This is a genomic window from Streptomyces afghaniensis (assembly GCF_044327915.1).
Lineage (GTDB): Bacteria > Actinomycetota > Actinomycetes > Streptomycetales > Streptomycetaceae > Streptomyces > Streptomyces afghaniensis.
The window spans coordinates 48873-70762 of record NZ_JBIRGJ010000009.1 but is presented as its reverse complement, the minus strand read 5'-3'; the positions used below and the strand labels follow the sequence as shown (position 1 = coordinate 70762).

Below are 21890 nucleotides of genomic sequence, written 5' to 3'. Positions count from 1 at the left end.
GACGGCCTACTCCCCGTGAGCCGCGCGCAGGGCATCCCGTACCGCGGCGAGCGCCGCGTCCTGCCCCTGTCCGAGCCTTCGGGCCCGCTCCACGTACGCCTGGGCCGCGACCGCCAGCTCCCGGTCCGCCGCCGGGCCGGCGGCGGCCACGAACGTGCCGTGCCGCCCACGGGTCTCGATCACGCCGTCCGCCTCCAGCGCCCGGTACGCCTTGGCGACCGTGTTCGCGGCGAGCCCCAGGGACTCGGCCAGGCCCCGCACGGTCGGCAGCCGGTACCCCACCGGCAGCTCACCCGACCGGGCCTGCTCGGAGATCCGCGCCCGCACCTGCTCGTACGGCGGAGCGCTGTCGTCGATGTCGATCTTCAAGGTCACAGGCCGATTGTCCCGTACCCGACGGAAAATGGGAGGCACCCCGGGCGCGCTCCCGCGTAGCGTGCGCCTCCATGACCGTGATCGTGCGCGACCTGCGACCCGATGTCAGAGCCGACGCCGAGGGGTTCTCCCATACCCGCCGCCTCGCCCTGCCCTACATGCTGTCCACCCCCGAGTCCGTGGTGCACACGCTCACCCACGCCCACCCGGACGCCCACTTCGGGCAGCTCGTCGCCGAGGAGGACGGCGAGATCATCGGCACGGCCCAGATCAGCGTCGCCCACGAGAGCCCGGAACCCGGCCAGGGCTCCGCCAACATCTACGTACGCCCCGACCGCAGGCAGCGCGGCGCCGGTTCGCTGCTGCTGCGCACCGCAGAGGAGCGGCTGGCCGCACTGGGCGTCAGGAAGCTGTTCGCCTGGGTGCTGGACGAGCCGGACAACCTGGCCTTCGCCGAGCGGCACGGCTTCCGGGCCAGCCGTTCCGCCTACTTCATGCGCCTGGACCTGGCAGCCGGCACGCTGCCGCCCCGCCAGGACCCGCCGGCGGGCACCGAGTTGCGCACGGCCGCCGACTACGCTGACGACCCGCGTCCGATGTTCGAACTGGACGCGGAGACGGTGTCGGACGAACCGAGCGACATCGAGGCCGAGTTCACGGACTACGAGGCCTGGCTGGAGGAGACCTGGAAGCACCCGCTCCTCAACCGCGACCTGACCTCGGTCGCGGTCGTCGGCGGCCGCCCCGCCGCCTTCAGCGTGGCGTACACGGACGGCACCCGCTACGGCACGGCCATGACCGGCACCGCCCGGGCGTTCCGCGGCCGGGGCCTGGCGAAGCTGGCCAAGAACGACTCCCTGCACCGGGCCCGCGCCGCCGGGTATAAGGAGGCGTTCACCGGGAACGACACCGGCAACGAACCGATGATCGCCATCAACAAGTGGTTCGGTTATGAGATCTGCGCGAAGGAAGTGCGTTATGTCCGCGAACTCGGCTGACCGGTCCGGGCAGGTCGACGTCGTGCTCGTCAAGGCGGGCCGTACGAAGATCCGTTACACCGGAGAGCTCCTGACGGACGACGGCACCCGCGTCGCGGTCCGCGCCCCCTGGGCGGGCAGCGGCGTCCGCGACTTCGGCTTCGTCCGCTTCGAGCCCGGGGACGTCTTCACCGAGTACTACTGGCGTGACCGCTGGTACGCGGTGAAGGAGGTCCGCTCCGCCACGGGCGCGCTGAAGGGCTGGTACTGCGACGTCACCCGCCCCGCCGCACGCTCCGGCCCGGAGCTGGTCGTGGAGGACCTCGACCTGGACCTGTGGGTCTCCGCGGACGGCTCGGACGTACGGCGCCTGGACGAGGACGAGTTCGCCGACAGCGGCCTCGCCGAGTCGGACCCCGGGGCAGCACGAGCCGCCCTGGCCGCCCTCGACGAACTGGAGTCACTCGCCCGCGGCGACGGCTTCACCTCGCTCCTGGCCTGAAGCCCCGCGCACGGCCACCACCGCGTACCGCTCGTCGGTCACCTCCCCGCCCCACAGCAGCGGATCGCCGGACAGCCGCTCCACGCTCACCCGTCCGGCGATCGGCGCGAGGAGACCGGTGAGCCGCCGCGCCGGTATCCCGACCGGCTCGACCGTCCCCCACACGCCCTCGACCAGCACGAGCCGTCCCTCCGGCCGCAGCAGCCCGGCCCAGTGCCGCAGGGCCCGGCCGGGGTCGGGCAGGGCCCACAGGACGTGCCGTACGAGGACGGCGTCGAAGCGCTGCTCCCCGACCGGCGGTGCCGCCGCGTCACCGACGAGGAACACCGCGTCACGCCCGGCCAGTTTCTGCCTGGCGAGCGCCACCATCGCCGGGGAGAGATCCACGCCCGTCACCCGGTGCCCCTGCTCGGACGCGAGGAGCGACAGACTGCCGGTGCCGCAGCCGAGATCGAGGACGTCCCCCGGCCGCCCGGGCAGCCAGGAGCGCAGCCGCGCGGCCCAGGCCCGGCGCACCTGCGGGTCGCGCAGGCCGTGGTCCGGCTCCTCGTCGAAGGAGGCCGCCCGCGCGTCCCAGTCCACGTCGGCGCCGGTGTTCGCCGAGGTCATGCCGTCACTGTCGTTCGCCATGGGCCCAAGAGTGACACCCGCCACTGACACTCGAATCGTGACAGCCGCCACTGACAGACCAGGAGCGATGAGGAACTCTCCCCCGAAAGGTCTACCTCCGTGAGAACGCGGAACCCGGTAGACCCTTAAGGAGGCAGCCATGCGCCGTGTGACCGTGCAGAAGCCCCTGAAGAAGACGGACGTCCGCCGGGCCCGCGAGGAGACCGACGAGCGCCCCGCGGGACGCCCGGAAGTCCGCAAGGACATCGCACGCACGTGGTGGCCGGACGCCTGAGCGGCCGGTACCGATCATGAGACACACGCGTCAGAGCAGCCGCTTGCGGTAGTGCACGCGGTCGTATGGCCCGTCCAGTCGTCGCTCCACCAACTCATAGCCGTACTTCGGATAGATCTCCTGGTTCTCCCACATCAGCGCGTTCGTGTAGAGCCTGACCTCGGGCAGGCCGAGCGCACGCGCGTGTGCGTCCACGAACCGCAGCAGCCGCCGCCCCACTCCCCTGCCGTGCGCGGTGGGGTGGACGGCGATGGTGTCGAGGAAGAGATGATCCTCGAACGCCTCGACCACGACGAGGCCGGTCACGGGCTCGCCCGTCACGAACACCTTGCCCGCGGCGACGTTGGCCGCGTGGTCCTCCTCCATGGGCTGCGGCGTCTGTCCGATGCGCTCGATGTAGGGGCGGAAGGCCGCGTCGATCACGTCCGCGACGACCGCTACGTCGGCAACCACGGCCGGCCGGATCTCCTCGTCTGCCATGCCGCGACGGTACCTACCTGATGCCAGCCTGAGCGCTCCCTTAACGCGGCCATAAGGATCTCCCTCGCCCGCCCTCAGCAGGCGATTCCACGGTTCTCAGGGGCTAGCTTCGGATCACCCCACGGGATCCGGCCCGATCGGGCCCGGCCCTGTTCCCCTGTACCGTCTCGAGGAGTTCCCGCATGCCCGCACGCCGCACGGCAGTCACCGTCGCCGCCCTCGGCGCCCTCCCGCTCGCCCTGACCGGGCTGACCGCCACGCCGGCGGCCGCGCACGGTTCGATGGGCGACCCGGTCAGCCGGGTCTCGCAGTGCTACGCCGAGGGCCCGGAGAGCCCGGAGTCGGCCGCGTGCAAGGCGGCGGTCGCGGCGGGCGGCACACAGGCCCTCTACGACTGGAACGGCATCCGTATCGGGGACGCCGGCGGGCGGCACCAGCGGCTCATCCCGGACGGCAAGCTGTGCAGCGCGAACAACGAGCAGTTCAAGGGGCTCGACCTGGCCCGCGCCGACTGGCCGGCGACCGACGTGCGCAGCGGCTCGCACACCTTCAGATACCGCGTGACGGCCCCTCACAAGGGCACGTTCAAGGTGTACATCACCAAGCCCGGCTACGACCCGGCCGAGCCGCTCGCCTGGAACGACCTGGATCTGGAGCACCCGGTCGCGACGGCCACCGACCCGGCGGCCACGGGCGGTTTCTACACCTTCTCCGGCAGCCTGCCCGAACGCTCCGGCAGGCAGCTGCTGTACGCGGTCTGGCAGCGGTCGGACAGCCCGGAGGCGTTCTACTCCTGCTCGGACGTCACCTTCGGCGGCGGCGACAGCGCGGCAGGCGGCGCCGCCCCGGCCCCGACGGCCTCCGCTCCCACCAAGGAGCAGATCGAGGCGGGCAACGACAAGTCGACCATCGAGCACCACGGCCACGGCGACAACGACCCCAGCACCTCGGCCGAACCGGCCGCCGCCCCGAACCGGCCCACAGAAGCCGACGCCGACCCGAACCGGCCCACAGAGGCAGACGCCGGCCCGAAGCAGCCCGCAGAGGCCGACGCCCCCAGCCAGCCGAAGGCGGCCGGCCCCACGGAGAACCTCGCTGAGACCGGCGGCGACGGCAGCACCCCGTACCTCGCGATCGGCGGCGCGGCCGCGCTGGCGCTCGGCTCGGCGGCCGTGTTCCTGTCGGCCCGGCGCCGGGCGGTAGGCGGCCGCCGCTGAACCGCGCCCGGCACGGCCGCTGACCGGGGCCGCTGCCCATGACTCGGGGCCTGTCCGGCGGCTCAGGCCGGACAGGCCCCGAAACGTTTCCCCGGCACATGTACACGTGTCAGTCGAGCGCCGACGCACAGGTGGTGGGTCTGGCCCGAGCCGGGTCGAGCGCGTTGGCCACCTCGTGGAAGGCGATCCGGTCCAGCAGCCCGACGGCCACGTGCTCGGACAGGTCGACCGGGCACAGGTCCTGGAGCAGGACGTTGCGCACGTCCGGCCCGTCCAGGTACTGGCTGCGCCACGGCGTGACGACCTCGTCGTACCGGGTGGCGATGACGGTGTACCGCACGCCGGGCACGGTGTCGCCGCCCGCGTTGAGCCGCTTGAGGAAGTCGGAGCCGGTGACCTGGTCGGCGAGGGCCGGGGTCGTCTCCGCCAGCAGGTCCCCGGCACCGGGGAAGTACGGCAGCAGGCGGGTGAAGCCGTTCAGGTCGGTGCCGTGGTTGCTGGGCGCGATGCCGACCAGGGCGTTCACCTTGGCGGCGCCGCCGAGGAACCGCAGGTACCAGCGGGGCATCATGCCGCCCTGCGAGTGTCCGACGATGTCGGTCTCGGCGGCGCCGGTGGTGGCGAGCACCCTGTCGACGAAGTCCTTCAGCTGGACGGCCGACTTCTCGACGGGGCCGAGGCCGTGGAAGAAGGGGACGCCCTCGAGCTGTCCGTAGTCGAGGGAGAAGACGCAGTAACCCCGGACCTTCAGATAGGGGGCGAGCCCCAGCCAGTTGTCGACGGAGTTCCCGAGGGTGCCGTGGACGAGGACGACGGGGCGGGGATGGGCGGCGGACGGCTTGCAGGAGTAGTCGTTCCAGCCGGAGCTCGGTGCGCCGGCGGCCCGGGCGGAGGTGGCGGGGACGGTGACGGCCGCGGCGGTCAGCAGCAGCGCGGCCAGGGGTCTGAGCACTCGTTTCCAGGGCAGCATCGGGTGATCTCCTTGCGGCTCAAGGGAGGTGCGACGGCACGACGCCCTGTGATCCGGATCACGGGATGCTGTTCACTCGTCAAGTTACGAGCGGGTAGTCAAACAGGGAAGTTACGTGTCAGTAAAAACTTCCAGTGGTAACCGACGGCAGCGGACCCACCTGACGCCCCTTCACCAGGCAGGCCGGATGGGCCCGCGCGGAGCGATCCGCAGCAACTGCCCCCCGAGCGCCCGCACTTCCGTCTCCCCCAGCACATCCCCCCACTCCCGCACGGCCTCCGCAGCCGCCTCCTCCGCCGCCCGCGTGCAGGCCCACCCGCGCCCGGTCAGCACCACCAGCCGCGCCCGGGCATCCTCCGGGTGCGGCCGCCGCTCGGCGTACCCCTTGCGCACCATTTCGTCGACGAGCTGACTGGCCGCCTGCTTGGTCACCCCGAGGTGGGCGGCCAGGTCGGTGACCGTCGCGCCGTCCGGGGCGAGCCGGGCGAAGGCGAAGCCGTGCGCGGGCCGCAACCCCTCGAATCCGCGCGCGATCACACCCTCGTTGATGCGTTGCGTGAGCCCGCCGGCGACGGCGAGCAGGGCGGCGGACAGGGCCATGGCCTCGGAGTTCTGCACGCATGCATTGAAACACCCTTGACGCGATGGTCAAGCTGCTTGACCATATAGTCAAGCAGCTTGACTACTTGGAGGCCTCGTGCCCATCGTCCGCTCATCCGAAGCCGTCACCCACGAGATCCACGGCGCCCGCTTCGTCTCGTACGCCACCCCGCGCAGCGGCAGCAAGGAGCTGTGCGCCTGGCGCGGTGAGATTCCCGCCGGCCTCAAGGCGCCGGCGCACACCGTCAACCGGGAGGAGATCTTCCATCTGCTCGACGGGGAACTGCTGATCACCCTCGACGGCCGCACCGAGCGGATCGCCGCGGGCGACACGGTCATCATCAACCCCGGCGCCACCCTGGCCGTCGAGAACCCCACCGATCGGACCGCGTACTCCTGGGTCACCACCTCGATCGGCCTGGAGGCACGGCTCGCCGACGGCACGCGCATCGTGCCGCCGTGGGCCAACTGACGTCACGCAGAAGGATCTACGCCGCCAGTCCCCCTAGTCCCCCGGGCATCACCGCCCGCGGTCCGAACTTCGCTCGGGCGCGGTCCGCGACCTCCTCGATGCGGCGGACCTTCTCGTCCACGGGGTCGAAGGTCAGCTGGTGGGAGGCCCGGTCGGCGGGGTCGAGCCCCTCGGCGCGCAGGGCGATCGCGCGGACCCGGGCGCGTTGCAGGCCGAGCGCCTCGTACATGCCGTACGCGGCCCTGGTCAGGTCCGGCGAGTGCGCGGTCGGCTCGGTCAGCGTGCGGCTGCGGGTCGTGGCGGAGCGGTCGGCGTAGCGCACGGTGAGAGTGAGCGTGCGGCAGATCTTGTCCAGGGCCCGCAGCCGGGCACCGATCTCCTCGGCGGCCGACAGCAGGGCACGGCGGTGGCGGTCCGGGTCCAGTTCGTCGCGGCCGAAGGGGCGTTCCGTGGCGAGGGAGCGGGAGACGGCGTTCGGTACGACCCGGCCGCGGTCGACGCCGTTGGCCTTCTCGTGCAGCTCGCGGCCGGCCTTCGCGCCGATCAGCCGCTGGAGCGTGGACAGCGGCGCGGCGGCGACCCTGCCGAGGGTGTCGAGGCCGTAGTCGTCCAGCGTACGGGCGGTCGCGGCGCCCACGCCGGGCAGCGCGGCGACGGGCTTGTCCGCGAGGAACTCCGCGATGGCGTCCCGCTCCTCGGGCACCGCACACGTCACCCCGGGCACGGCGTCGCGCAGCGCCACGCGGGCCAGCATCGGCCCGGGCCCGGCACCGATCACGCAGTCGACGCCGTACAGCGCGAGCGACCGGACCCGGATCACGGAGGCAAGCTGGAGGGCGTCCCGCCCGAAGTACCGCTCGGCGCCCCGCAGGTCGGCCAGCGCCCCGTCCGGTGGCAGGGCCTGGACGACGGGGGTGAACTCCTCGAGCATCCCGAGCAGTCGGGGCAGGTCGGCCTCGCGCGTCGGAGGCAGCTGGAAACGTACGCAGAGGATGGTCATCCCGCACTCCCCGGACTCTGGTGCCACAACTTTCTTCCCACCGCGGGCCCTTCGCCCGCGGGACGCAGATCGGCCCAGGGGTGCATCTCGTACCCCGTGGGCATGCGGATCTTCCGCTGCTCCGCCGGATCCTGGTCCGCGGAGCCCGCCGGCCCCTCGCCGTCACCGGAATCACCGGAACCGGCCAACCGGGCCGCGACCCCCTCCAGCCCTTCCTCCCGGCGCACCTCCAGCAGCTCCGCGAAGTTCCAGGCGGCGGCGCCCACCACGCTGAGGCTGCGCGGGCCGCGCCGCTGCACCACTCCGCGCACCAGCAGCAGCCAGGAGTGGAAGACGGTGTGGGCGCAGGCGTCGTGGGAGTCGTCGAAGAAGGCGAGATCGACCAGGCCCGTGCCGTCGTCCAGGGTGGAGAAGATGACCCGCTTGCCGGACCGGATCGGCGGCGTCTGGGTGGCCGCCTTGGCGCCCGCGACCAGCACCGTCTCGCCGTGCCGGGCCTCGCGCAGCCGACGCGCGGACACCACGCCCAGCTCGTCGAGGAAAGCCCGGTGATCGTCCATGAGATTGCGCGAGGCGTCCATGGACAGCACGCCCAGCTCGGCGCTGAGCCGCTCCGACGAGGTGAGGTCGGGCAGCCCGGCCGGTGCGGTCTTCCGCCCGCCGGCCAGCGGGAGCTGGCCGCCGCCCGCGCCCCGCGCGCCCCGGTGCAGCTCGGTCAGATGCAGTTGCAGGTCACGGCGGTTGGCACCGAACGCGTCCAGCGCTCCCACCTGCGCGAGCCGCTGGGCCAGCGGACGGCTGGGCCGGCCGCGCTCCCAGAAGTCGACCAGCGAGGCGTACGGCTGCCCCTCGGCGATCCGCGCCGCCTCGGCCTCACTGATGCCGTGCACGTCGGAGAGCGCCAGCCGCAGCCCCCATTTACCGGACACCAGTTCGATACGGTGTGCGACGCCCGACTTGTTCACGTCCAGCGGCAGCACCGGCACCCCGCGCCGCCGCGCGTCCGCCAGCAGCAACCGCTTCGGGTACATCCCGGGATCATGAGTCAGCAGCCCCGCGTAGAAGGCGGCCGGATGATGCGCTTTCAGCCACGCCGACTGGTACGTCGGTACGGCGAAGGCGACCGCGTGGGCCTTGCAGAAGCCGTACGATCCGAAGGCCTCGATGATCTCCCAGGTCCGCTGGATCGTTTCCGCGTCATAGCCGTTCGCCGCCGCGTGCTGCGCGAACCACACCTCGATCCGCCCCTGCGACTCCGGATCCGACAGCCCGCGCCGCACCCGGTCGGCCTCACCGCGTCCGCAGCCGGTCATGATGTCGACGATGTCGATGATCTGCTCGTGGAAGACGACGACCCCGTACGTCTCCTTCAGCGGCTCTTCCAGGTCCGGGTGCGGATAGCGGATCGGCGCCCGTCCGTGCCGGGCCTCGATGAAGGGCCGCACCATGTCGGCGGCGACCGGCCCGGGCCGGAACAGCGAGATGTCGACGACGAGATCGTGGAAGCCGGCCGGCTGGAGCCGCCCGACCAGGTCCCGCTGCCCCGGCGACTCGATCTGGAAGCAGCCGAGCGTCTCGGTGGAGCGGATCAACCGGTACGTCTCCGGATCCCCCGGCGACAGCCCGTCCAGATCGACCCTCACCCCCGACACCCGCTCCACTTCCGCCACCGCGTGCGCCATCGCGGACTGCATCCGCACCCCCAGCACGTCCAGCTTGAGCAGCCCGAGGTCCTCCACGTCGTCCTTGTCGAACTGCGACATCGGAAAGCCCTCGCCGCTGGTCGGCATGACCGGCGTACGCGCGAGCAGCGAGGCATCCGACAGCAGCACCCCGCACGGATGCATGGCCACCCCGCGCGGCAGGGCGTCCAGCGCCTCGACCAGCTCCCACAGCCTCCCGTACTTCTCCTTCTCCCCCGCCAGCGCACGCAGTTCGGGCAGTTCCTCCAGCGCGGCGCGGGCGTCCCGCGCCCGGATATGGGGAAAGGACTTGGCGACCCGGTCGATCTCGGCCGGATCCATGGACAGGGCGGCCCCCACGTCACGGATCGCGTGCCGCACGCGATACGTCTCCGGCATCGCGACCGTCGCGACCCGCTCGGTGCCGAACCGGTCGATGATCGCGCGGTAGACCTCCAGCCGGCGCGCGGACTCCACGTCGATGTCGATGTCGGGCAGCACGACCCGCTCCTTCGACAGGAACCGCTCCATCAGCAGCCGGTGCTCGATCGGATCGGCGTGCGCGATACCGAGCAGATGGTTGACGAGCGATCCCGCCCCGGACCCCCGAGCGGCGACCCGGATACCCATCTCCCGTACATCGTCGACCACTTGGGCCACGGTCAAAAAGTAGGAAGCGAAGCCGTGATGGGCGATGATGTCCAGCTCATGGTGCATCCGCTCCCAGTACTCCCGCCGCCGGTCGTACCCGCGCAGCACCATCCCCGCCGCCGCCCGTGAGGCCAGTGTCCGCTGGGCGGTACGACGGTCGGCGCCGACCAGATGGGGCTCGGGGAAGTGGACGGTGCCGATCCCCAGATCGTCCTCGGGATCGACCAGGCACTCGGCGGCGGTGGCCTCCGTCTGCTCGACCAGCCGATGAGCGGTGTCCCGCCGGAACCCCGCGGCCTCCACGATCCGCTCCGCCACCCCGACCATGGCCCCCGCCCCCTTGAGCCAGGCCTCACCGGAGTCCAGCTCCTTGGTCGGGTCGACGGGCACCAGACGCCGGGCGGCATCCAGCACGTCGGCGACCGGCCCCAGCCCCGGGTCGGCGTATCGTACGGCGTTGCTGAGCACGGGCCGGATCCGCTGCTCGGCGGCGAAGCCGACGGTCCGGGCGGCCAGCCGCAGGGAGCCGGGCCCCGTGCCTTTCCGGCCATGCCAGACGGCCTCCAGCCGCAGGGCGTCGCCGTAGACCTCCCGCCAGGGCACGAGCAGCCGCGCCGCACGGTCGGGACGCCCGGCGGCCAGGGCACGCCCCACATCCGAATCAGGCCCGAGCAGCACGGTCACACCCTCGGCGTGATTGCGCTCCCAGGGCAGCAGCGGCGTCCCCTCTCCCTCGTGCACCGCCGAGACGAGCCGGCACAGCCCGGCCCAGCCACGGGCGCCGTCCCGGGCGAGGAAGGTCACCCGGGGGGCGGACTCGTCGACGAAGGCGCCACCGCGCACCGGAGTACGGCGCCGCCCCCGCCCGGGCTCGGGGCGCTCCGCTCCCGCCACCGCCAGCTCCGCCCCGAACACCGGACGGACTCCCGCCTTCGCACATGCCTTGGCGAACCGGACGGCACCGGCAAGCGTGTCGCGATCAGTGAGGGCCAGGGCGTCCATGCCCCGCTCGGAGGCACGCTCGGCCAGCCGCTCCGGATGCGAGGCTCCATACCGCAACGAGAATCCGGAGACGGTGTGCAGATGCGTGAACCCCGGCACACGCACCTCCCGCACTCGTGAACCACACCGGCTCTCGAACATCTGTTCCCAACGACCTCACCCCCACCATAGACCAATTCTCGAATACATGTGCGACATCCACTCGACCCCGCCCCACCTGCGGAAACACCAAAAAGAAGAGTCCCGCCCCTCACACAAGGGGCGGGACTCCGCAAACCTGGAACCCGGAACTCAGCCGATCTCGGTCCCGGTCGCCGACAGCGCCTCCGTCACCGGCTGGAAGAACGTCTCCCCGCCGGACGTGCAGTCACCGCTGCCACCGGACGTCAGCCCGATCGCGTTGCTGCCCGAGAAGAGCGAGCCGCCACTGTCACCGGGCTCCGCGCACACGTCGGTCTGGATCAGACCGTTCACGATGTCGCCGTTGCCGTAGTTCACGGTGGCGTCCAGCCCCGTGACCTTCCCGTCGTGCACCTGGGTCGTCGAGCCGCTCCGGGTGACCTCCATGCCGACCGTCGCCTCGGCGGCACCCGTGATCTTCTGCGTCGAGCCGTTGTAGAGGTTCACCTCACTCGGGTGAGCCACCTCCGCGGTGTACTTGACCAGCCCGTAGTCGTTGTCCGGGAAGCTGGAGTCCGCGTTGGTGCCGATCTCCTTGCCGCTGGAGTCCGACCACGTCGAGATGCCCTCGGTGCAGTGTCCCGCGGTCAGGAAGAACGGCTCGCCGCCCTTGACGACGTTGAAGCCGAGCGAGCAGCGGCCACTGCCACCGGTGATCGCGTCGCCACCGGCGATGAAGGGCTTGTACTCGCCCTTCGTCCGCTGGAGTTCGGCCTTCGCGCCGAGCCCGTCGACGACCTTCGTCAGCTTCGCCCACTCGGCCTTGGACACCGTACGGTCGGCGGTGACGACGATCTTGTTGCTGGTCGGGTCGGTCACCCAGGAGGTGCCCGGGATCGTCGCGTCCTGCTTCAGCGTGCCGCGGGCGCTCTTCAGTTCGGCGAGAGAGTTCGCCACGACTCTCGCCTTGGCTCCGGCCTTCTCGACGGCCTTGGCCGCGGCCTCGTCGAGCACGTTCACCACGAGGCTCTTGCTCTTCGTGTCGTAGTACGTGCCCGCCGCGTCGGCGCCGAGGTCCTCGGCCAGCGTCGAGGCGAGCTTTCCGGCCGCCGCGACCGACAGGGTCCGGGGCGCGGAGGCCTCCGGGGTCTCGCTCGCGTTCGCAGTCTGGAAGGTGACTCCCGCGGCGACCAGTGCGGCGATGCCCGCACCTGCCACGGCTGCACGCCGCTTGGGTATGCGTCGGTGCTTCAACTCACGTCCTCCTGTGGGGGGTCGGCCCGAGAGGTTGTGGGGACCTCGCGAACCGGAAGGCTTTGTTGACGAGCGCCCACTATTCCGAGGACAACGGGGAGCACACAAGGGTGAGTTCGAGACGCGCGTAGACAGCGCTTCGCACGCCCCGTCATTTTGACCGTCCACGATCAAATCGGACCCAACTCCCCCGTGTTCACAGTGCAAACATTACGCGTGAGTAATGTGCGGGCACTCTGCGGGGTTCACGCCTGGCCGAATTTCGCCCCTCCGGCAGCCGGTTCGGGCGAGCGCCCGCACACCACACGAAAGCCCCCGCACGCGATGCGTGCGGGGGCTGCGACGTGCTGCGAACTGCCGCCGGGGGCTCAGTACACGCTGACCCCGTAGGCGCTCAGGGCCTCCGTGACCGGCTGGAAGAACGTCGTACCACCGGAGGAGCAGTTACCGCTGCCGCCGGAGGTCAGACCGTAGGCGACGCCGTTGCTGCCGTAGAGCGAACCGCCGGAGTCACCGGGCTCGGCGCAGACGGTGGTCTGGATCAGGCCGGAGACGATGTCCCCGCCGCCGTAGTTCACGGTGGCGTTGAGGGCGGTGACACGGCCGCTGTGCGTACCGGTCGTGGAGCCGTCGCGGATGACGGTGGTGCCGACACTCGGGGTGGCCGCGCGCGTGATGTCCACGCCGTTCGCGGTGCCGGGACGGCTGACGGAGCCGCTGTAGCGGACGAGGCCGTAGTCGTTGCCCGGGAAGCTGGAGCCGGCGGTCGAGCCGATGACCGTGGTGCGGCCGGAGTTGGAGTACCAGGTGCCCGCGCCGTCGGTGCAGTGACCGGCGGTCAGGAAGTATTCGGTGCCGTTGCTGGCACGGACGTTGAAGCCGAGGGAGCAGCGCCAGCTACTCGCATAGATGGCGTCGCCGCCCTGGATCAGCTTGTTGAACTTGCCGGGGGTGCGCTTGATCGTGAGCGCGTCGGCGTTGGCGCCGGCCTGCTGCTTGATCTTCGCTATCTCGGCCTGGCTGACCGTGCTGTCGACGGTCAGGAGCACGCGGTTGGTCTTGCTGTCGACGGCCCAGGCGGTGCCCGGGATGTCGGCCTTCAGCAGGGAGCCGCTGGCGCTCTTGAGCTCGGCGGCGCTGAAGGTGGCGGGGGTGTCGGAGGCGTTCGCGCTGGGGATCGCGATCGCTGCGGCGGCAACGAGGCCGGTGGAAACGGCGATCAGCCGGGTCCGTCTCGAGATGCCACTGCGGGGGGTGGTGCGCTTGATCCTCACTTTTCGTTCCTCCACAAAGGAAGTCGGGGGCCCTCGTGGGGTTTCGGGCCCGTGAGGCGCAGTCCGGGGCGAGGCAGGCCGGATTCCGAATCCGCCGTGCCCCTGACAAGCGCTGTGGGGGAGTATTCGGCCGAACGGCCGGTAGGCGCAAGAGGGCCTTTCGGCCGGGCCCTTCCGAACCACCGGCTACGGCGGAGTCAGCCGTCTCAGGGGCAGCAGCAGTCGCACCCGTCGCAGTCGCAATCCCGGCAGCAGCCCTCGCGCTTCTTGCGGGACCACGGCCCCTCGTACTCCTTGGCACAGCACAGCTTGCAGGTGCAGCACAGCAGCCAGAACATCCCGCAGCCGGCCCAGAACCCGCGCCGCCCCCGGGGCGGCTGGGGCACCGGCGCACCACCGCCGAATCCCCCGCCGCCGTACCCGCCTCCCCCACCTGCGAACGGGTTCCCGCCACCGCCCGCGTACGGGTTCTGCCCAGTGCCGTGCTGCCCGTGCGGCCCCTGGGCGTACGGGCCCTGAGGAGGTTGCTGTCCGTACGGCCCGCCCTGGTGCGACGCGCAGACCGGCACCGTGCCGAACGCCCGGTCCACCGAGCGCCGCAGTTCGTGCACCAGCAGCAGATGCACGAGCTTCGCGTCGGTGAACTCGGTGTCGCGCAGCGCGAGCCCCACGCCGTGCACCGCGTCATCGGCGAGCCGCCGGGCCTCCGCCAGGGAGGTGCCGGTCGCGGCGATCGGGTTCCAGGCACCCGACGCGGCGTCAGCGTGCAGGTCCTCCACGGCGTCCAGGAGATGGGCCAGCCGTCCGAAGAGCCGTCCGGCTTCGGCGAGCGGCCGGGCGTTGTGCGGCCGGCCGGCGAGGACCGCCGTGTGCGCGAAGGCGGCGGCGGTCGCGGTCTCGGTCGGTTCGGTGACCCTCAGGATCGGTGTGCCGGGACCGGCGAGCGCCTCGATGCCGCTCTGCCGGTCCACGGCGTCGACCAGGACGGCCGTGTCGAACCCGACGGCGGAGCCGGTGCGCGCCCCGGCGCGGTCCCAGCCCGCGGCGACCCGGCGCGCGGCGCGTGCGACCGGCGCGCGGGCCAGCAGTCCGTCGCCGTCGGCGACGTGGTCGCGCACCTTGGCGGAGGCGAGCACCAGCGACACGGCCGCCGCCAGCCGCGCTCCCTCACCGTGCGCGACGGACGCGGTGCGCATCCCGCGCAGCGGACACGGACCCGCCGTACGCCGCCCCACCCCGCCCGGCCCGCCGGCCGCCCGGCCCGCCTGAGCCTCCGTCAACACCGAGACGAGAAGCCCGTCGTAGTTCGTCACGATGCGCGCGAGCTGCCCGTGGTCCCCGCGCAACGCGAGACACAGCCCGCACAAATGCGCCATCCACTGGGCCGTGAGGCTCTCCCCGAGCCGGTGCCTACAGGGCCTGACCATTCCGAACATCGATGTCCCCCCGTGCTCCGTACGACGTTTGGCGCCGCATGGTATCGGCCATCGTGTTCACCCGTACGCACCCCTCATCACCCGTACGCCGCGAAGAATCATATTTCACTCACAGTCAGCAGTCGTTTACGACAAGGCCCTTGGGAAACACGGACTCTCGACGGATTCGCTGTGCACCAGTACCGTCACAAACCCCCCGTGCGGCGTCTATCCACTTGGCGCGCCATCCGCATCATGGACGACCATAGGGATGCGGAAAGCAGAAAGACCGCTGTGAGAGGAGGCGTCCATGGGATCGGTACGCAAGGCAAGTGCCTGGCTTGGCCTCGTCGACGACAACGAAGACGAGCGTTACTACGACGACGACTACTCCGACGGGACCGAGCCCGGGGAGGCCTGGGTCACCGATCCGCGCGTCAAGGTGGCCTCGGACGTCGCCGAGGAGAAGGGGCGCCGCATCGGCACGGTGACCCCGGACAGCTTCCGGGACGCGCGCGCCATCGGCGAGCTGTTCCGCGAGGGCGTGCCGGTCATCATGAACCTCACGGCCATGGATGCCGGCGACGCCAAGCGCGTGGTCGACTTCGCGGCCGGGCTGATCTTCGGCCTGCGCGGTTCGATCGAGCGGGTGTCGACCCGCGTGTTCCTGCTGACCCCCGCCAACACGGAGATCGTGAACGGCGACCCGGCCGCGCACCGCACGGACGGCTTCTTCAACCAGAGCTGAGGCAGGGCCGCTCACCGGCCCTGCCCCCGCGCGGGGTTCACCGGAAGGCGTCGAGTCCGGTGAGCGCCTTGCCCAGCACGAGCTGGTGCATCTCGACGGTGCCTTCGTAGGTGAGCACCGACTCGAGGTTGGTCGCGTGCCGCATCACGGGGTATTCGAGGGAGATCCCGTTGGCGCCGAGAATGGTGCGGGCGGTGCGGCAGATCTCGATCGCCTCTCGTACGTTGTTGAGCTTGCCGAAGCTGACCTGCTCGGGACGCAGGCGGCCGGCGTCCATACGCCGCCCCAGGTGATGGGCGAGCAGAATTCCCTTGTGCAGTTCGACCGCCATGTCGGCGAGTTTGGCCTGGGTGAGCTGGAAGCCGCCGATGGGCCGTCCGAACTGCTCCCGCGACTTCGCGTAGTCGACCGCGGCCTCGAAACAACTGCGGGCCGCGCCCATGGCGCCCCAGACGATCCCGTAGCGCGCGTGCGACAGACAGCTGAGCGGTCCGCGCAGGCCGGTGCCCTCCGGGAGTACGGCGTCGGCGGGCAGCCGTACGTCGTCGAGGACGAGCTCGCTGGTGACGGAGGCGCGCAGGGACCACTTGTGCTTGATCTCCGGGGCGGAGAACCCACCGCTGCCGGCCGGCACCACGAACCCCCGGATCCCGTCCTCGGTCTGCGCCCACACGACGGCGACGCCGGCGACCGACCCGTTGGTGATCCACATCTTGCGGCCGCTGAGGACCCAGTCGGCGCCGTCGCGCTTGGCGTACGTCCGCATGGAGGCCGGGTCGGATCCGTGGTCGGGCTCGGTCAGCCCGAAGCACCCGATGACCTCGCCGGAGGCCATCCGGGGCAGCCACTGCTGCTTCTGCGCTTCACTGCCGAACCGGTGGATGGCGTACATGGCGAGGGAGCCCTGCACGGAGACGAGAGACCGGATCCCGGAGTCGGCGGCCTCCAGCTCCAGGCAGGCGAGCCCGTACTGCACGGCGGACGCCCCGGCGCACCCGTACCCCTCCAGGGACATCCCCAGGGCACCGAGCTCCCCGAGTTCCCGGGCGAGCTCCCTGATCTCCGGCAGCTCCCCCTTCTCGTACCACTCGGCGACATTCGGCAGCACCCGGTCCGCGGCCCAGGCCCGCACGGTGTCCCTGATCCCGAGATCCTCCGGCTCCAGGAGGTCGTCGAGGCCGAGGGGATCGGCTGGGTCGAAGGGAGGAAGCTTGGACGACTCGGACATGCGGACACCCTCCGAAGCTCTTTAACTAGCACTGCTAACCGAGACGCTACGACCTCCACCCACCCACGCACCACCCAAAGCTGCCGACCGGAGGGCTGAAGTCGCCCGTGGGGGCACAGCATCGTCGGCGTCCGCGCCCATCATTCGCCCGCCACCACCGCAAGCCGCCGACGGCGCTCCGCCCCCACGGGCGACCTCGACCCCTCGATCGGCAGATACGGGTGGCGCGTGGGTCGGCAACTCACACCGAGACGCGCGACTCCGCAGCGTCCCTGGGTGCGGGCACCTCCACCGCACCAGTGCCCTCGCCCTCGCACTGCATGACCCGCGGCAACCGCAACGCCATCACCGCCCCGAGCAGCAACAACCCCGCGCTCACCAGCAACGTCACATGCAGCCCGTGCACAAACGCGTCCCGCGCGGCATGCCGCAGGGCAACTCCGGCAACCCCGCCCAGCTGCGCGGCGACCTCATACGCCTCCCCCAGCGAATGCCCCGCGGCAGTGGACGCCGACTCCGGCACACCCGGCACACCCGACAACCCCGGCGCGTACGCCGCGTTCATCACCGTGCCGAGCAGCGCGATCCCGATCCCCGCGCCCAGCTGGTACGACGTCTCCCCGATCGCCGCCGCCCCACCGGCCTGGTCCTGCGGCGCCTCGCTCAGCATCGACTCGTACGCCCCGAACAGCGTCGTCTCCAGGCCGAAGCCGAGCAGCACGAACCCGGTCAGCATCAGCGCGCAGTCGTCGGTCCGGCCCAGCGCCGTCAGCAGCACCACCGCGAACGCCGTCAGACAGAACCCGAAGCACACCATCCGCCGCGGCCCGAACCGCCGCAGCATCCGCGCCCCGGCCAGCCCGGCCGCCATCGCGGCGAACGTCAGCGGCACCAGACGCAGGCCCGTCTCCAGGGGCGACAGTCCGAGCACCAGCTGGAGGTACTGCGCGGCGATCAGTTCGAGTCCGACCAGCGCGAGCATCGCCAGCACGATGCACCCGACGGCCGTGCTGAACGCCGGCCGCGCGAACATCCCGAGGTCGACCAGCGGATGCGTCCGCCGCCGCTGCCGCCGTACGAAGGCGACCAGCAGCGCCGCGCCCACCACGAGCGGCAGCACGGTGAGCAGGCTCCCCACCGACTCCCCGCCGCCGAGCCGCTTGACGCCCAGCACCACCCCGAACAGCCCGATCGCGGCCATCAGCGCGCCGACCACGTCCCAGGGCCCTTCGCCGTCGCCCTTCGACTCGGGCAGCAGAAGTCGCCCGACCGGGAGGCTGACCAGCATCAACGGGATGTTGACGAGGAACACCGAGCCCCACCAGAAGTGCTCCAGCAGGAAGCCGCCGAGCAGCGGTCCGACCGCCGCGCCCACCGCGGCCACGGCGCTCCAGATGCCGATCGCGAGCGCCCGTTCACGCCGATCCGGGAAGACCTGCCGCAGGATCGACAGGGTCGCCGGCATGATCATCGCGCCGCCCACGCCGAGCAGCGCCCGCGCCACGATCAGTACCTGGGCGTTGTCCGCCAGGGCCGCCAGGCCCGAGGCGACGCCGAACAGCGCGTACCCGAGGAGCAGGACCCTTCGGCGGCCGACGCGGTCACCCAGCGTGCCGAACAGGATCAGCAGCGAGGCGCAGACGAGCGGATAGACGTCGACGATCCAGAGCAGCTCTATCCCGCCGGGCTTCAGGTCCTCGGTGACGGCGGGGACCGCCACGTGCAGCACGGTGGCGTCGACGGCGACCAGCAGCAGGCTGACGCAGAGGACGACGAGAACCACCCAGCGGTTGGCACCGGCCCCGGCCGCCCGACGGCGCAGCGCAGCGGCCGTGGTCGTCCCGGACATGTACGTACCTCCCAGATGTTCCCTCGCGATCGGCGGGTTCACGGGGTGGGGGACGCCCCCGCGACTCGGCCGGAGAGGAGCGGTGGTCTCCGGCCCGCGCAAACGAAAAGCGAGTGACACGTCAGAGTACGCGAGTCCGCGCCGGAGCCCAGTGGCGGACCTCTCACACATTCGGCGGAAAGATGTGGCGTACGCCACTCCCCTCTCCCTCGACCACGCCCCGGGCGGCCGGGCGGTTGCGGCCCGGGTCGATAATCGGGCGCGTGACCGATCTTGAGACGCGCGCGGCCCCGGCCCGCGCCGGGGCGCTGCGCCGGGCGGCCCCGGCGCTCATCGGGTACGCGGCCGTCCGCGGCCTGGGCCTCGTCACCCTGGCCCTGTGGAGCGCGGCGCGCGACAAGAGCGCGTACACGCTGCTGACCGCTCGCTGGGACGCGCTCTGGTACACCAGGGTCGCCGAACTCGGCTACGGCTACGAGGTGCGTCTGGCGAACGGGGACGTGCACTCGAACCTCGCGTTCTTCCCGCTGCTGCCCTGGCTGGAGCGGCTGGTGGCGGCGGTGTCCCCGCTGTCGTACGCGGACGGCGGATTCCTGGTCGGCCTGGTCGCCTCCCTCGCCGCGGCCTGGGGGATCTTCGCGGTCGCGGACCACGTGTACGGCCGCCGGGCCGGGGTGTGCGCGGTGCTGCTGTGGGCCGTGCTCCCGGTCGGGATCGTGCAGTCGATGGCGTACAGCGAGTCGCTGTTCACGGCGCTCGCCGCGTGGTCGCTGTACGCGGTCCTGACGGGCCGCTGGGTGACCGCGGGCACGCTGGCCCTGCTCGCGGGACTGACCCGCCCGGTCGGGATGGCGGTGGTGGCCGCGGTGTGGGTGGCGGGGATCGCCTCCTTCGCGCGGGAGCGGCGGGCCGGCGACGCCCACGGCCCCGGCCCTCGTGCCCGCCGTGTCCTCGGCATGCTGCTCGCCCCCCTCGGCACCGCCGGATACGTGCTGTGGGTCGGCCACCACACCGGCAAGGGGCCGCTCGGCTACCTCGACGTGCAGGCGGGGTGGCGCAACGGCTTCGACGGGGGTTACGCCTTCGCCGGGTTCGTCGCCGAAAAGTTCACGTCGTTTCCCTCGGCCCTGGCCGGTGCCGGGCTGATCGCCGGGGTCGCGTCAGTCGTATGGCTGTATGTGGTCGGCGCACGTCAGCGCCAGCCGCTCCCGCTGCTGGTCTACACCGGAGTCGTGACCGCGCTCGCCCTGTGCGCGTCGAGCTACTTCGGCTCGAAGCCGCGCCTGCTGATGCCGGCCTTCCCGCTGCTCCTGCCCCTCGCCCTGGCCCTGACCCGGCTGCGTATCCGCAGGTCAGCACTGGTGCTCGGGTCGGTCGCTGTCGCCTCGGCGGTGTACGGGGCGTTCTGGCTGAACGGTTCGGGTCCCCCCTGACCCGCTGTGAGCGTCCGGAGAATTCCGCACCATGCCCCGGTGAACGAATTCAAAAGCTCAATAAAACCCGCATCCGGAATGATCAAAGGAATTGAAGGCCGCAGGGCCCGGCGATTACGGATTCGCTGGAAATAAACCTCCTGCTGAGAGGAATCCCACATCACATCGTCATCACAAAGCCGTTGATTCGACAGGGATCCGAGCTCACTCGCTGTAACGTCGATTGGGTGCGTACCGAACCGAAGCTCACCCGTCTGGACCGGGTGTTCGCCCGGCTGGACCGTGAGCCGGAACGACCGGCCCACATCGATGTGCCGAAGATGAGCAGGCACCGCATCGTGCTCTTCGCGGCGACCCTGGCCTTCTACGGCGCGATCGTGTGGGCCGTGATCATCACGTCCTGGCTGGTGCGGCTCGACTGGCAGGTCATGTTCTTCCGGCCGTACCAGCAGTGGTCGGAGATCCACTGGTTCGTCGACTACTACGTGGTGCTCGGCCAGCGCGGCCCGACCGCCGTGATGGTCGCGGCCTGGCTGGGCTGGCGCTCCTGGCGGCAGCACACCCTGCGCCCGCTCCTCGCCCTCGGCGTCTCGCTGCTCCTGCTGAACATCACGGTCGGCGCCGCCAAGTACGGCATGGGCCGTCTGGGACCGCACTACGCGACTGTGATCGGCTCGAACGAGATGTGGCGCGGCGGCGATATATTTCCGAGCGGTCACACCGCCAACGGGGTGGTGACCTGGGGCATCCTGGCCTACCTGGCCTCGACCCCGAGAGCCCGGCGCTGGCTGTCCGCCGTGTCCGCGGTGACCTCGCTCGGCGTCGGGATGGCCACCGTCTACCTCGGTACGCACTGGCTGAGCGATGTGCTGCTGGGCTGGGTCGCGGGGCTGCTGATCCTGCTCGCCCTGCCGTGGTTCGAGCCGCTGATCGCCCGTTCCGAGACCAGGATCTTCGACCTGCGCGACCGCTGGCGGGCCCGCCGGAGGGGTACGGCGGCGGCCGCCGCCCCGGTCAGCGCGCCGCCCGTGGTGGTCACGCCGCTGCCCGCCGACCGGGACGACGTCGCCGCCCGCTCGCCCCGGGCCCCGGTCTACCTGGCGCCGGGCCCGCACACGACCCGCTCGGAGCGCACGCCGATCACCCCGGCGGGCAGCCGCCGCCCGCCGCACACGGAGCGGCACCCACGCGGCTCGGCCTCCTCCTCGGCCCGCCCCTGACGGGCGGCTGACCACGACGGACGGCAGTCCGGTGCGCACACCCCAGGCACGGCGAAGGCCCCGGTTCCGGAGCGGAACCGGGGCCTTCGCGGTGGCTCAGCCCTTCCAGGCCCGCGCCACCCGGCCGCCCTTCACCTCGAAGTTCAGCCGGCCCACGCGGTACTCCATCGTGATGATCGCCCCCGGCGGCAACGCGCGCACCGTCGGCCAGCCGCGCTCACGCGCGAGGTGCTCGGCCCGGCCGGCCTCCAGGCCGACATAGGCGTCCGGGCTGTCGTCGGGTTCCGCGGAAGGTGTCGGAATCGGTGCCATGCCGCCACGCTATGCCGTGCCCGGCGACCACGGAAGTCCGGGCCCGTGACCCTGGTCCCCGTCCCTCCCCTGTCACGCTTCTGTCACAAGATCACGACAGCTGTTTCGAGAGCTGTCCGTCACACGGACGAGCGGTTTCCTAGGCCTTCCGCCGGTATTCGATCGCAATTTCCGCGTGTCACATGAGCCCATGGAAAAGCCCGGC

The 21890-nt window shown here is 71.3% G+C and carries 21 protein-coding genes; 8 read left to right on the top strand and 13 right to left on the bottom strand.

Annotated elements, in window-relative coordinates:
- Positions 1 to 6: 6 nt before the first annotated feature.
- A complete protein-coding gene (locus tag ACH4G3_RS32295) occupies positions 7 to 375 on the bottom strand; it encodes a GntR family transcriptional regulator (protein WP_397627833.1) in 369 nt (122 codons plus the stop codon).
- Between the two features lie 71 nt (positions 376 to 446).
- Here ACH4G3_RS32295 and ACH4G3_RS32290 point away from each other — a divergent pair, with 71 nt between their 5' ends.
- Together ACH4G3_RS32290 and ACH4G3_RS32285 are read left to right on the top strand one after the other, a co-directional pair.
- Positions 447 to 1373, top strand: a complete 927-nt coding sequence (locus tag ACH4G3_RS32290) for a GNAT family N-acetyltransferase (protein WP_397627832.1) — start codon at positions 447 to 449, stop codon at positions 1371 to 1373.
- On the top strand, positions 1354 to 1854 hold the full coding sequence (locus tag ACH4G3_RS32285; protein ID WP_397627831.1) for a ribonuclease FAU-1 family protein: 501 nt from the start codon (positions 1354 to 1356) through the stop codon (positions 1852 to 1854). The genes ACH4G3_RS32290 and ACH4G3_RS32285 overlap by 20 nt, the downstream gene beginning before the upstream one ends.
- On the opposite strand, the gene ACH4G3_RS32280 is transcribed toward ACH4G3_RS32285, so the two are convergent.
- Positions 1813 to 2484 (bottom strand): class I SAM-dependent methyltransferase, encoded by a 672-nt coding sequence (locus ACH4G3_RS32280; protein ID WP_397627830.1) that lies wholly within the window; start codon positions 2482 to 2484, stop codon positions 1813 to 1815. The two genes, ACH4G3_RS32285 and ACH4G3_RS32280, sit on opposite strands and share 42 nt — an antisense overlap.
- Positions 2485 to 2623: 139 nt before the next feature.
- Between ACH4G3_RS32280 and ACH4G3_RS32275 the strand changes: the two genes are divergently transcribed.
- Positions 2624 to 2758, top strand: a complete 135-nt coding sequence (locus ACH4G3_RS32275; protein WP_397627829.1) for a hypothetical protein — start codon at positions 2624 to 2626, stop codon at positions 2756 to 2758.
- 30 nt (positions 2759 to 2788) lie between these two features.
- On the opposite strand, the gene ACH4G3_RS32270 is transcribed toward ACH4G3_RS32275, so the two are convergent.
- On the bottom strand, positions 2789 to 3238 hold the full coding sequence (locus tag ACH4G3_RS32270; RefSeq protein ID WP_397627828.1) for a GNAT family N-acetyltransferase: 450 nt from the start codon (positions 3236 to 3238) through the stop codon (positions 2789 to 2791).
- A gap of 182 nt (positions 3239 to 3420) precedes the next feature.
- On the opposite strand from ACH4G3_RS32270, the gene ACH4G3_RS32265 reads away from it, so the two are divergent.
- Positions 3421 to 4455 carry a lytic polysaccharide monooxygenase auxiliary activity family 9 protein gene (locus tag ACH4G3_RS32265; protein WP_397627827.1) on the top strand — a complete coding sequence of 345 codons (1035 nt, stop codon included), beginning with the start codon at positions 3421 to 3423 and terminating at the stop codon, positions 4453 to 4455.
- 109 nt (positions 4456 to 4564) lie between these two features.
- Here ACH4G3_RS32265 and ACH4G3_RS32260 read toward each other — a convergent pair whose 3' ends face one another.
- Positions 4565 to 5425 (bottom strand): esterase/lipase family protein, encoded by an 861-nt coding sequence (locus tag ACH4G3_RS32260; RefSeq protein WP_397627826.1) that lies wholly within the window; start codon positions 5423 to 5425, stop codon positions 4565 to 4567.
- 171 nt (positions 5426 to 5596) lie between these two features.
- Positions 5597 to 6043, bottom strand: a complete 447-nt coding sequence (locus ACH4G3_RS32255; RefSeq protein ID WP_397627825.1) for a MarR family winged helix-turn-helix transcriptional regulator — start codon at positions 6041 to 6043, stop codon at positions 5597 to 5599.
- 79 nt (positions 6044 to 6122) lie between these two features.
- Between ACH4G3_RS32255 and ACH4G3_RS32250 the strand changes: the two genes are divergently transcribed.
- On the top strand, positions 6123 to 6497 hold the full coding sequence (locus ACH4G3_RS32250; protein WP_397627824.1) for a cupin domain-containing protein: 375 nt from the start codon (positions 6123 to 6125) through the stop codon (positions 6495 to 6497).
- Positions 6498 to 6513: 16 nt separating this feature from the next.
- Here ACH4G3_RS32250 and ACH4G3_RS32245 read toward each other — a convergent pair whose 3' ends face one another.
- The 5 genes from ACH4G3_RS32245 to ACH4G3_RS32225 form a co-directional block, all read right to left on the bottom strand.
- Positions 6514 to 7497, bottom strand: coding sequence for a DNA polymerase Y family protein (locus ACH4G3_RS32245; RefSeq protein ID WP_397627823.1), 984 nt, complete (start codon positions 7495 to 7497; stop codon positions 6514 to 6516).
- Positions 7494 to 10931, bottom strand: a complete 3438-nt coding sequence (locus ACH4G3_RS32240; RefSeq protein ID WP_397627822.1) for a DNA polymerase III subunit alpha — start codon at positions 10929 to 10931, stop codon at positions 7494 to 7496. Before ACH4G3_RS32240 ends, ACH4G3_RS32245 begins: the two co-directional genes overlap by 4 nt.
- 192 nt (positions 10932 to 11123) lie before the next feature.
- Entirely contained in the window at positions 11124 to 12206 is a 1083-nt protein-coding gene (locus tag ACH4G3_RS32235) for a S1 family peptidase (RefSeq protein WP_397627821.1), read from the bottom strand.
- Positions 12207 to 12574: 368 nt separating this feature from the next.
- A complete protein-coding gene (locus ACH4G3_RS32230) occupies positions 12575 to 13480 on the bottom strand; it encodes a S1 family peptidase (protein ID WP_037671258.1) in 906 nt (301 codons plus the stop codon).
- Positions 13481 to 13686: 206 nt separating this feature from the next.
- Positions 13687 to 14916, bottom strand: a complete 1230-nt coding sequence (locus tag ACH4G3_RS32225; RefSeq protein ID WP_397627820.1) for a DUF5685 family protein — start codon at positions 14914 to 14916, stop codon at positions 13687 to 13689.
- A 289-nt stretch (positions 14917 to 15205) separates the two neighbouring features.
- Between ACH4G3_RS32225 and ACH4G3_RS32220 the strand changes: the two genes are divergently transcribed.
- Positions 15206 to 15643 (top strand): cell division protein SepF, encoded by a 438-nt coding sequence (locus tag ACH4G3_RS32220; protein WP_114251168.1) that lies wholly within the window; start codon positions 15206 to 15208, stop codon positions 15641 to 15643.
- Positions 15644 to 15680: 37 nt separating this feature from the next.
- On the opposite strand, the gene ACH4G3_RS32215 is transcribed toward ACH4G3_RS32220, so the two are convergent.
- Both ACH4G3_RS32215 and ACH4G3_RS32210 read right to left on the bottom strand, forming a co-directional pair.
- A complete protein-coding gene (locus ACH4G3_RS32215) occupies positions 15681 to 16871 on the bottom strand; it encodes an acyl-CoA dehydrogenase family protein (protein WP_397627819.1) in 1191 nt (396 codons plus the stop codon).
- Between the two features lie 241 nt (positions 16872 to 17112).
- Positions 17113 to 18720: an MFS transporter gene (locus ACH4G3_RS32210; RefSeq protein ID WP_397627818.1), complete on the bottom strand. Its 1608-nt coding sequence runs from the start codon at positions 18718 to 18720 to the stop codon at positions 17113 to 17115.
- Positions 18721 to 18983: 263 nt separating this feature from the next.
- Between ACH4G3_RS32210 and ACH4G3_RS32205 the strand changes: the two genes are divergently transcribed.
- Together ACH4G3_RS32205 and ACH4G3_RS32200 are read left to right on the top strand one after the other, a co-directional pair.
- A complete protein-coding gene (locus ACH4G3_RS32205; RefSeq protein WP_397627817.1) occupies positions 18984 to 20153 on the top strand; it encodes a hypothetical protein in 1170 nt (389 codons plus the stop codon).
- 227 nt (positions 20154 to 20380) lie between these two features.
- On the top strand, positions 20381 to 21373 hold the full coding sequence (locus ACH4G3_RS32200; RefSeq protein ID WP_397627816.1) for a phosphatase PAP2 family protein: 993 nt from the start codon (positions 20381 to 20383) through the stop codon (positions 21371 to 21373).
- Positions 21374 to 21469: 96 nt separating this feature from the next.
- Here the strand turns inward: ACH4G3_RS32200 and ACH4G3_RS32195 are convergent, their stop codons facing one another.
- The gene (locus ACH4G3_RS32195) at positions 21470 to 21685 is read right to left on the bottom strand and encodes an I78 family peptidase inhibitor (RefSeq protein ID WP_397627815.1); all 216 of its coding nucleotides are present in this window, start codon (positions 21683 to 21685) and stop codon (positions 21470 to 21472) included.
- Positions 21686 to 21890: the final 205 nt, after the last annotated feature.

Bases quoted from the DNA above. Each gene is read 5' to 3' on its own strand.
- ACH4G3_RS32210 (WP_397627818.1), bottom strand. From the start codon at position 18,720: ATGTCCGGGACGACCACGGCCGCTGCGCTGCGCCGTCGGGCGGCCGGG.
- ACH4G3_RS32265 (WP_397627827.1), top strand. From the start codon at position 3,421: ATGCCCGCACGCCGCACGGCAGTCACCGTCGCCGCCCTCGGCGCCCTC.
- ACH4G3_RS32280 (WP_397627830.1), bottom strand. From the start codon at position 2,484: ATGGCGAACGACAGTGACGGCATGACCTCGGCGAACACCGGCGCCGAC.
- ACH4G3_RS32215 (WP_397627819.1), bottom strand. From the start codon at position 16,871: ATGTCCGAGTCGTCCAAGCTTCCTCCCTTCGACCCAGCCGATCCCCTC.
- ACH4G3_RS32275 (WP_397627829.1), top strand. From the start codon at position 2,624: ATGCGCCGTGTGACCGTGCAGAAGCCCCTGAAGAAGACGGACGTCCGC.
- ACH4G3_RS32290 (WP_397627832.1), top strand. From the start codon at position 447: ATGACCGTGATCGTGCGCGACCTGCGACCCGATGTCAGAGCCGACGCC.
- ACH4G3_RS32260 (WP_397627826.1), bottom strand. From the start codon at position 5,425: ATGCTGCCCTGGAAACGAGTGCTCAGACCCCTGGCCGCGCTGCTGCTG.
- ACH4G3_RS32285 (WP_397627831.1), top strand. From the start codon at position 1,354: ATGTCCGCGAACTCGGCTGACCGGTCCGGGCAGGTCGACGTCGTGCTC.
- ACH4G3_RS32220 (WP_114251168.1), top strand. From the start codon at position 15,206: ATGGGATCGGTACGCAAGGCAAGTGCCTGGCTTGGCCTCGTCGACGAC.
- ACH4G3_RS32225 (WP_397627820.1), bottom strand. From the start codon at position 14,916: ATGTTCGGAATGGTCAGGCCCTGTAGGCACCGGCTCGGGGAGAGCCTC.
- ACH4G3_RS32195 (WP_397627815.1), bottom strand. From the start codon at position 21,685: ATGGCACCGATTCCGACACCTTCCGCGGAACCCGACGACAGCCCGGAC.
- ACH4G3_RS32245 (WP_397627823.1), bottom strand. From the start codon at position 7,497: ATGACCATCCTCTGCGTACGTTTCCAGCTGCCTCCGACGCGCGAGGCC.
- ACH4G3_RS32270 (WP_397627828.1), bottom strand. From the start codon at position 3,238: ATGGCAGACGAGGAGATCCGGCCGGCCGTGGTTGCCGACGTAGCGGTC.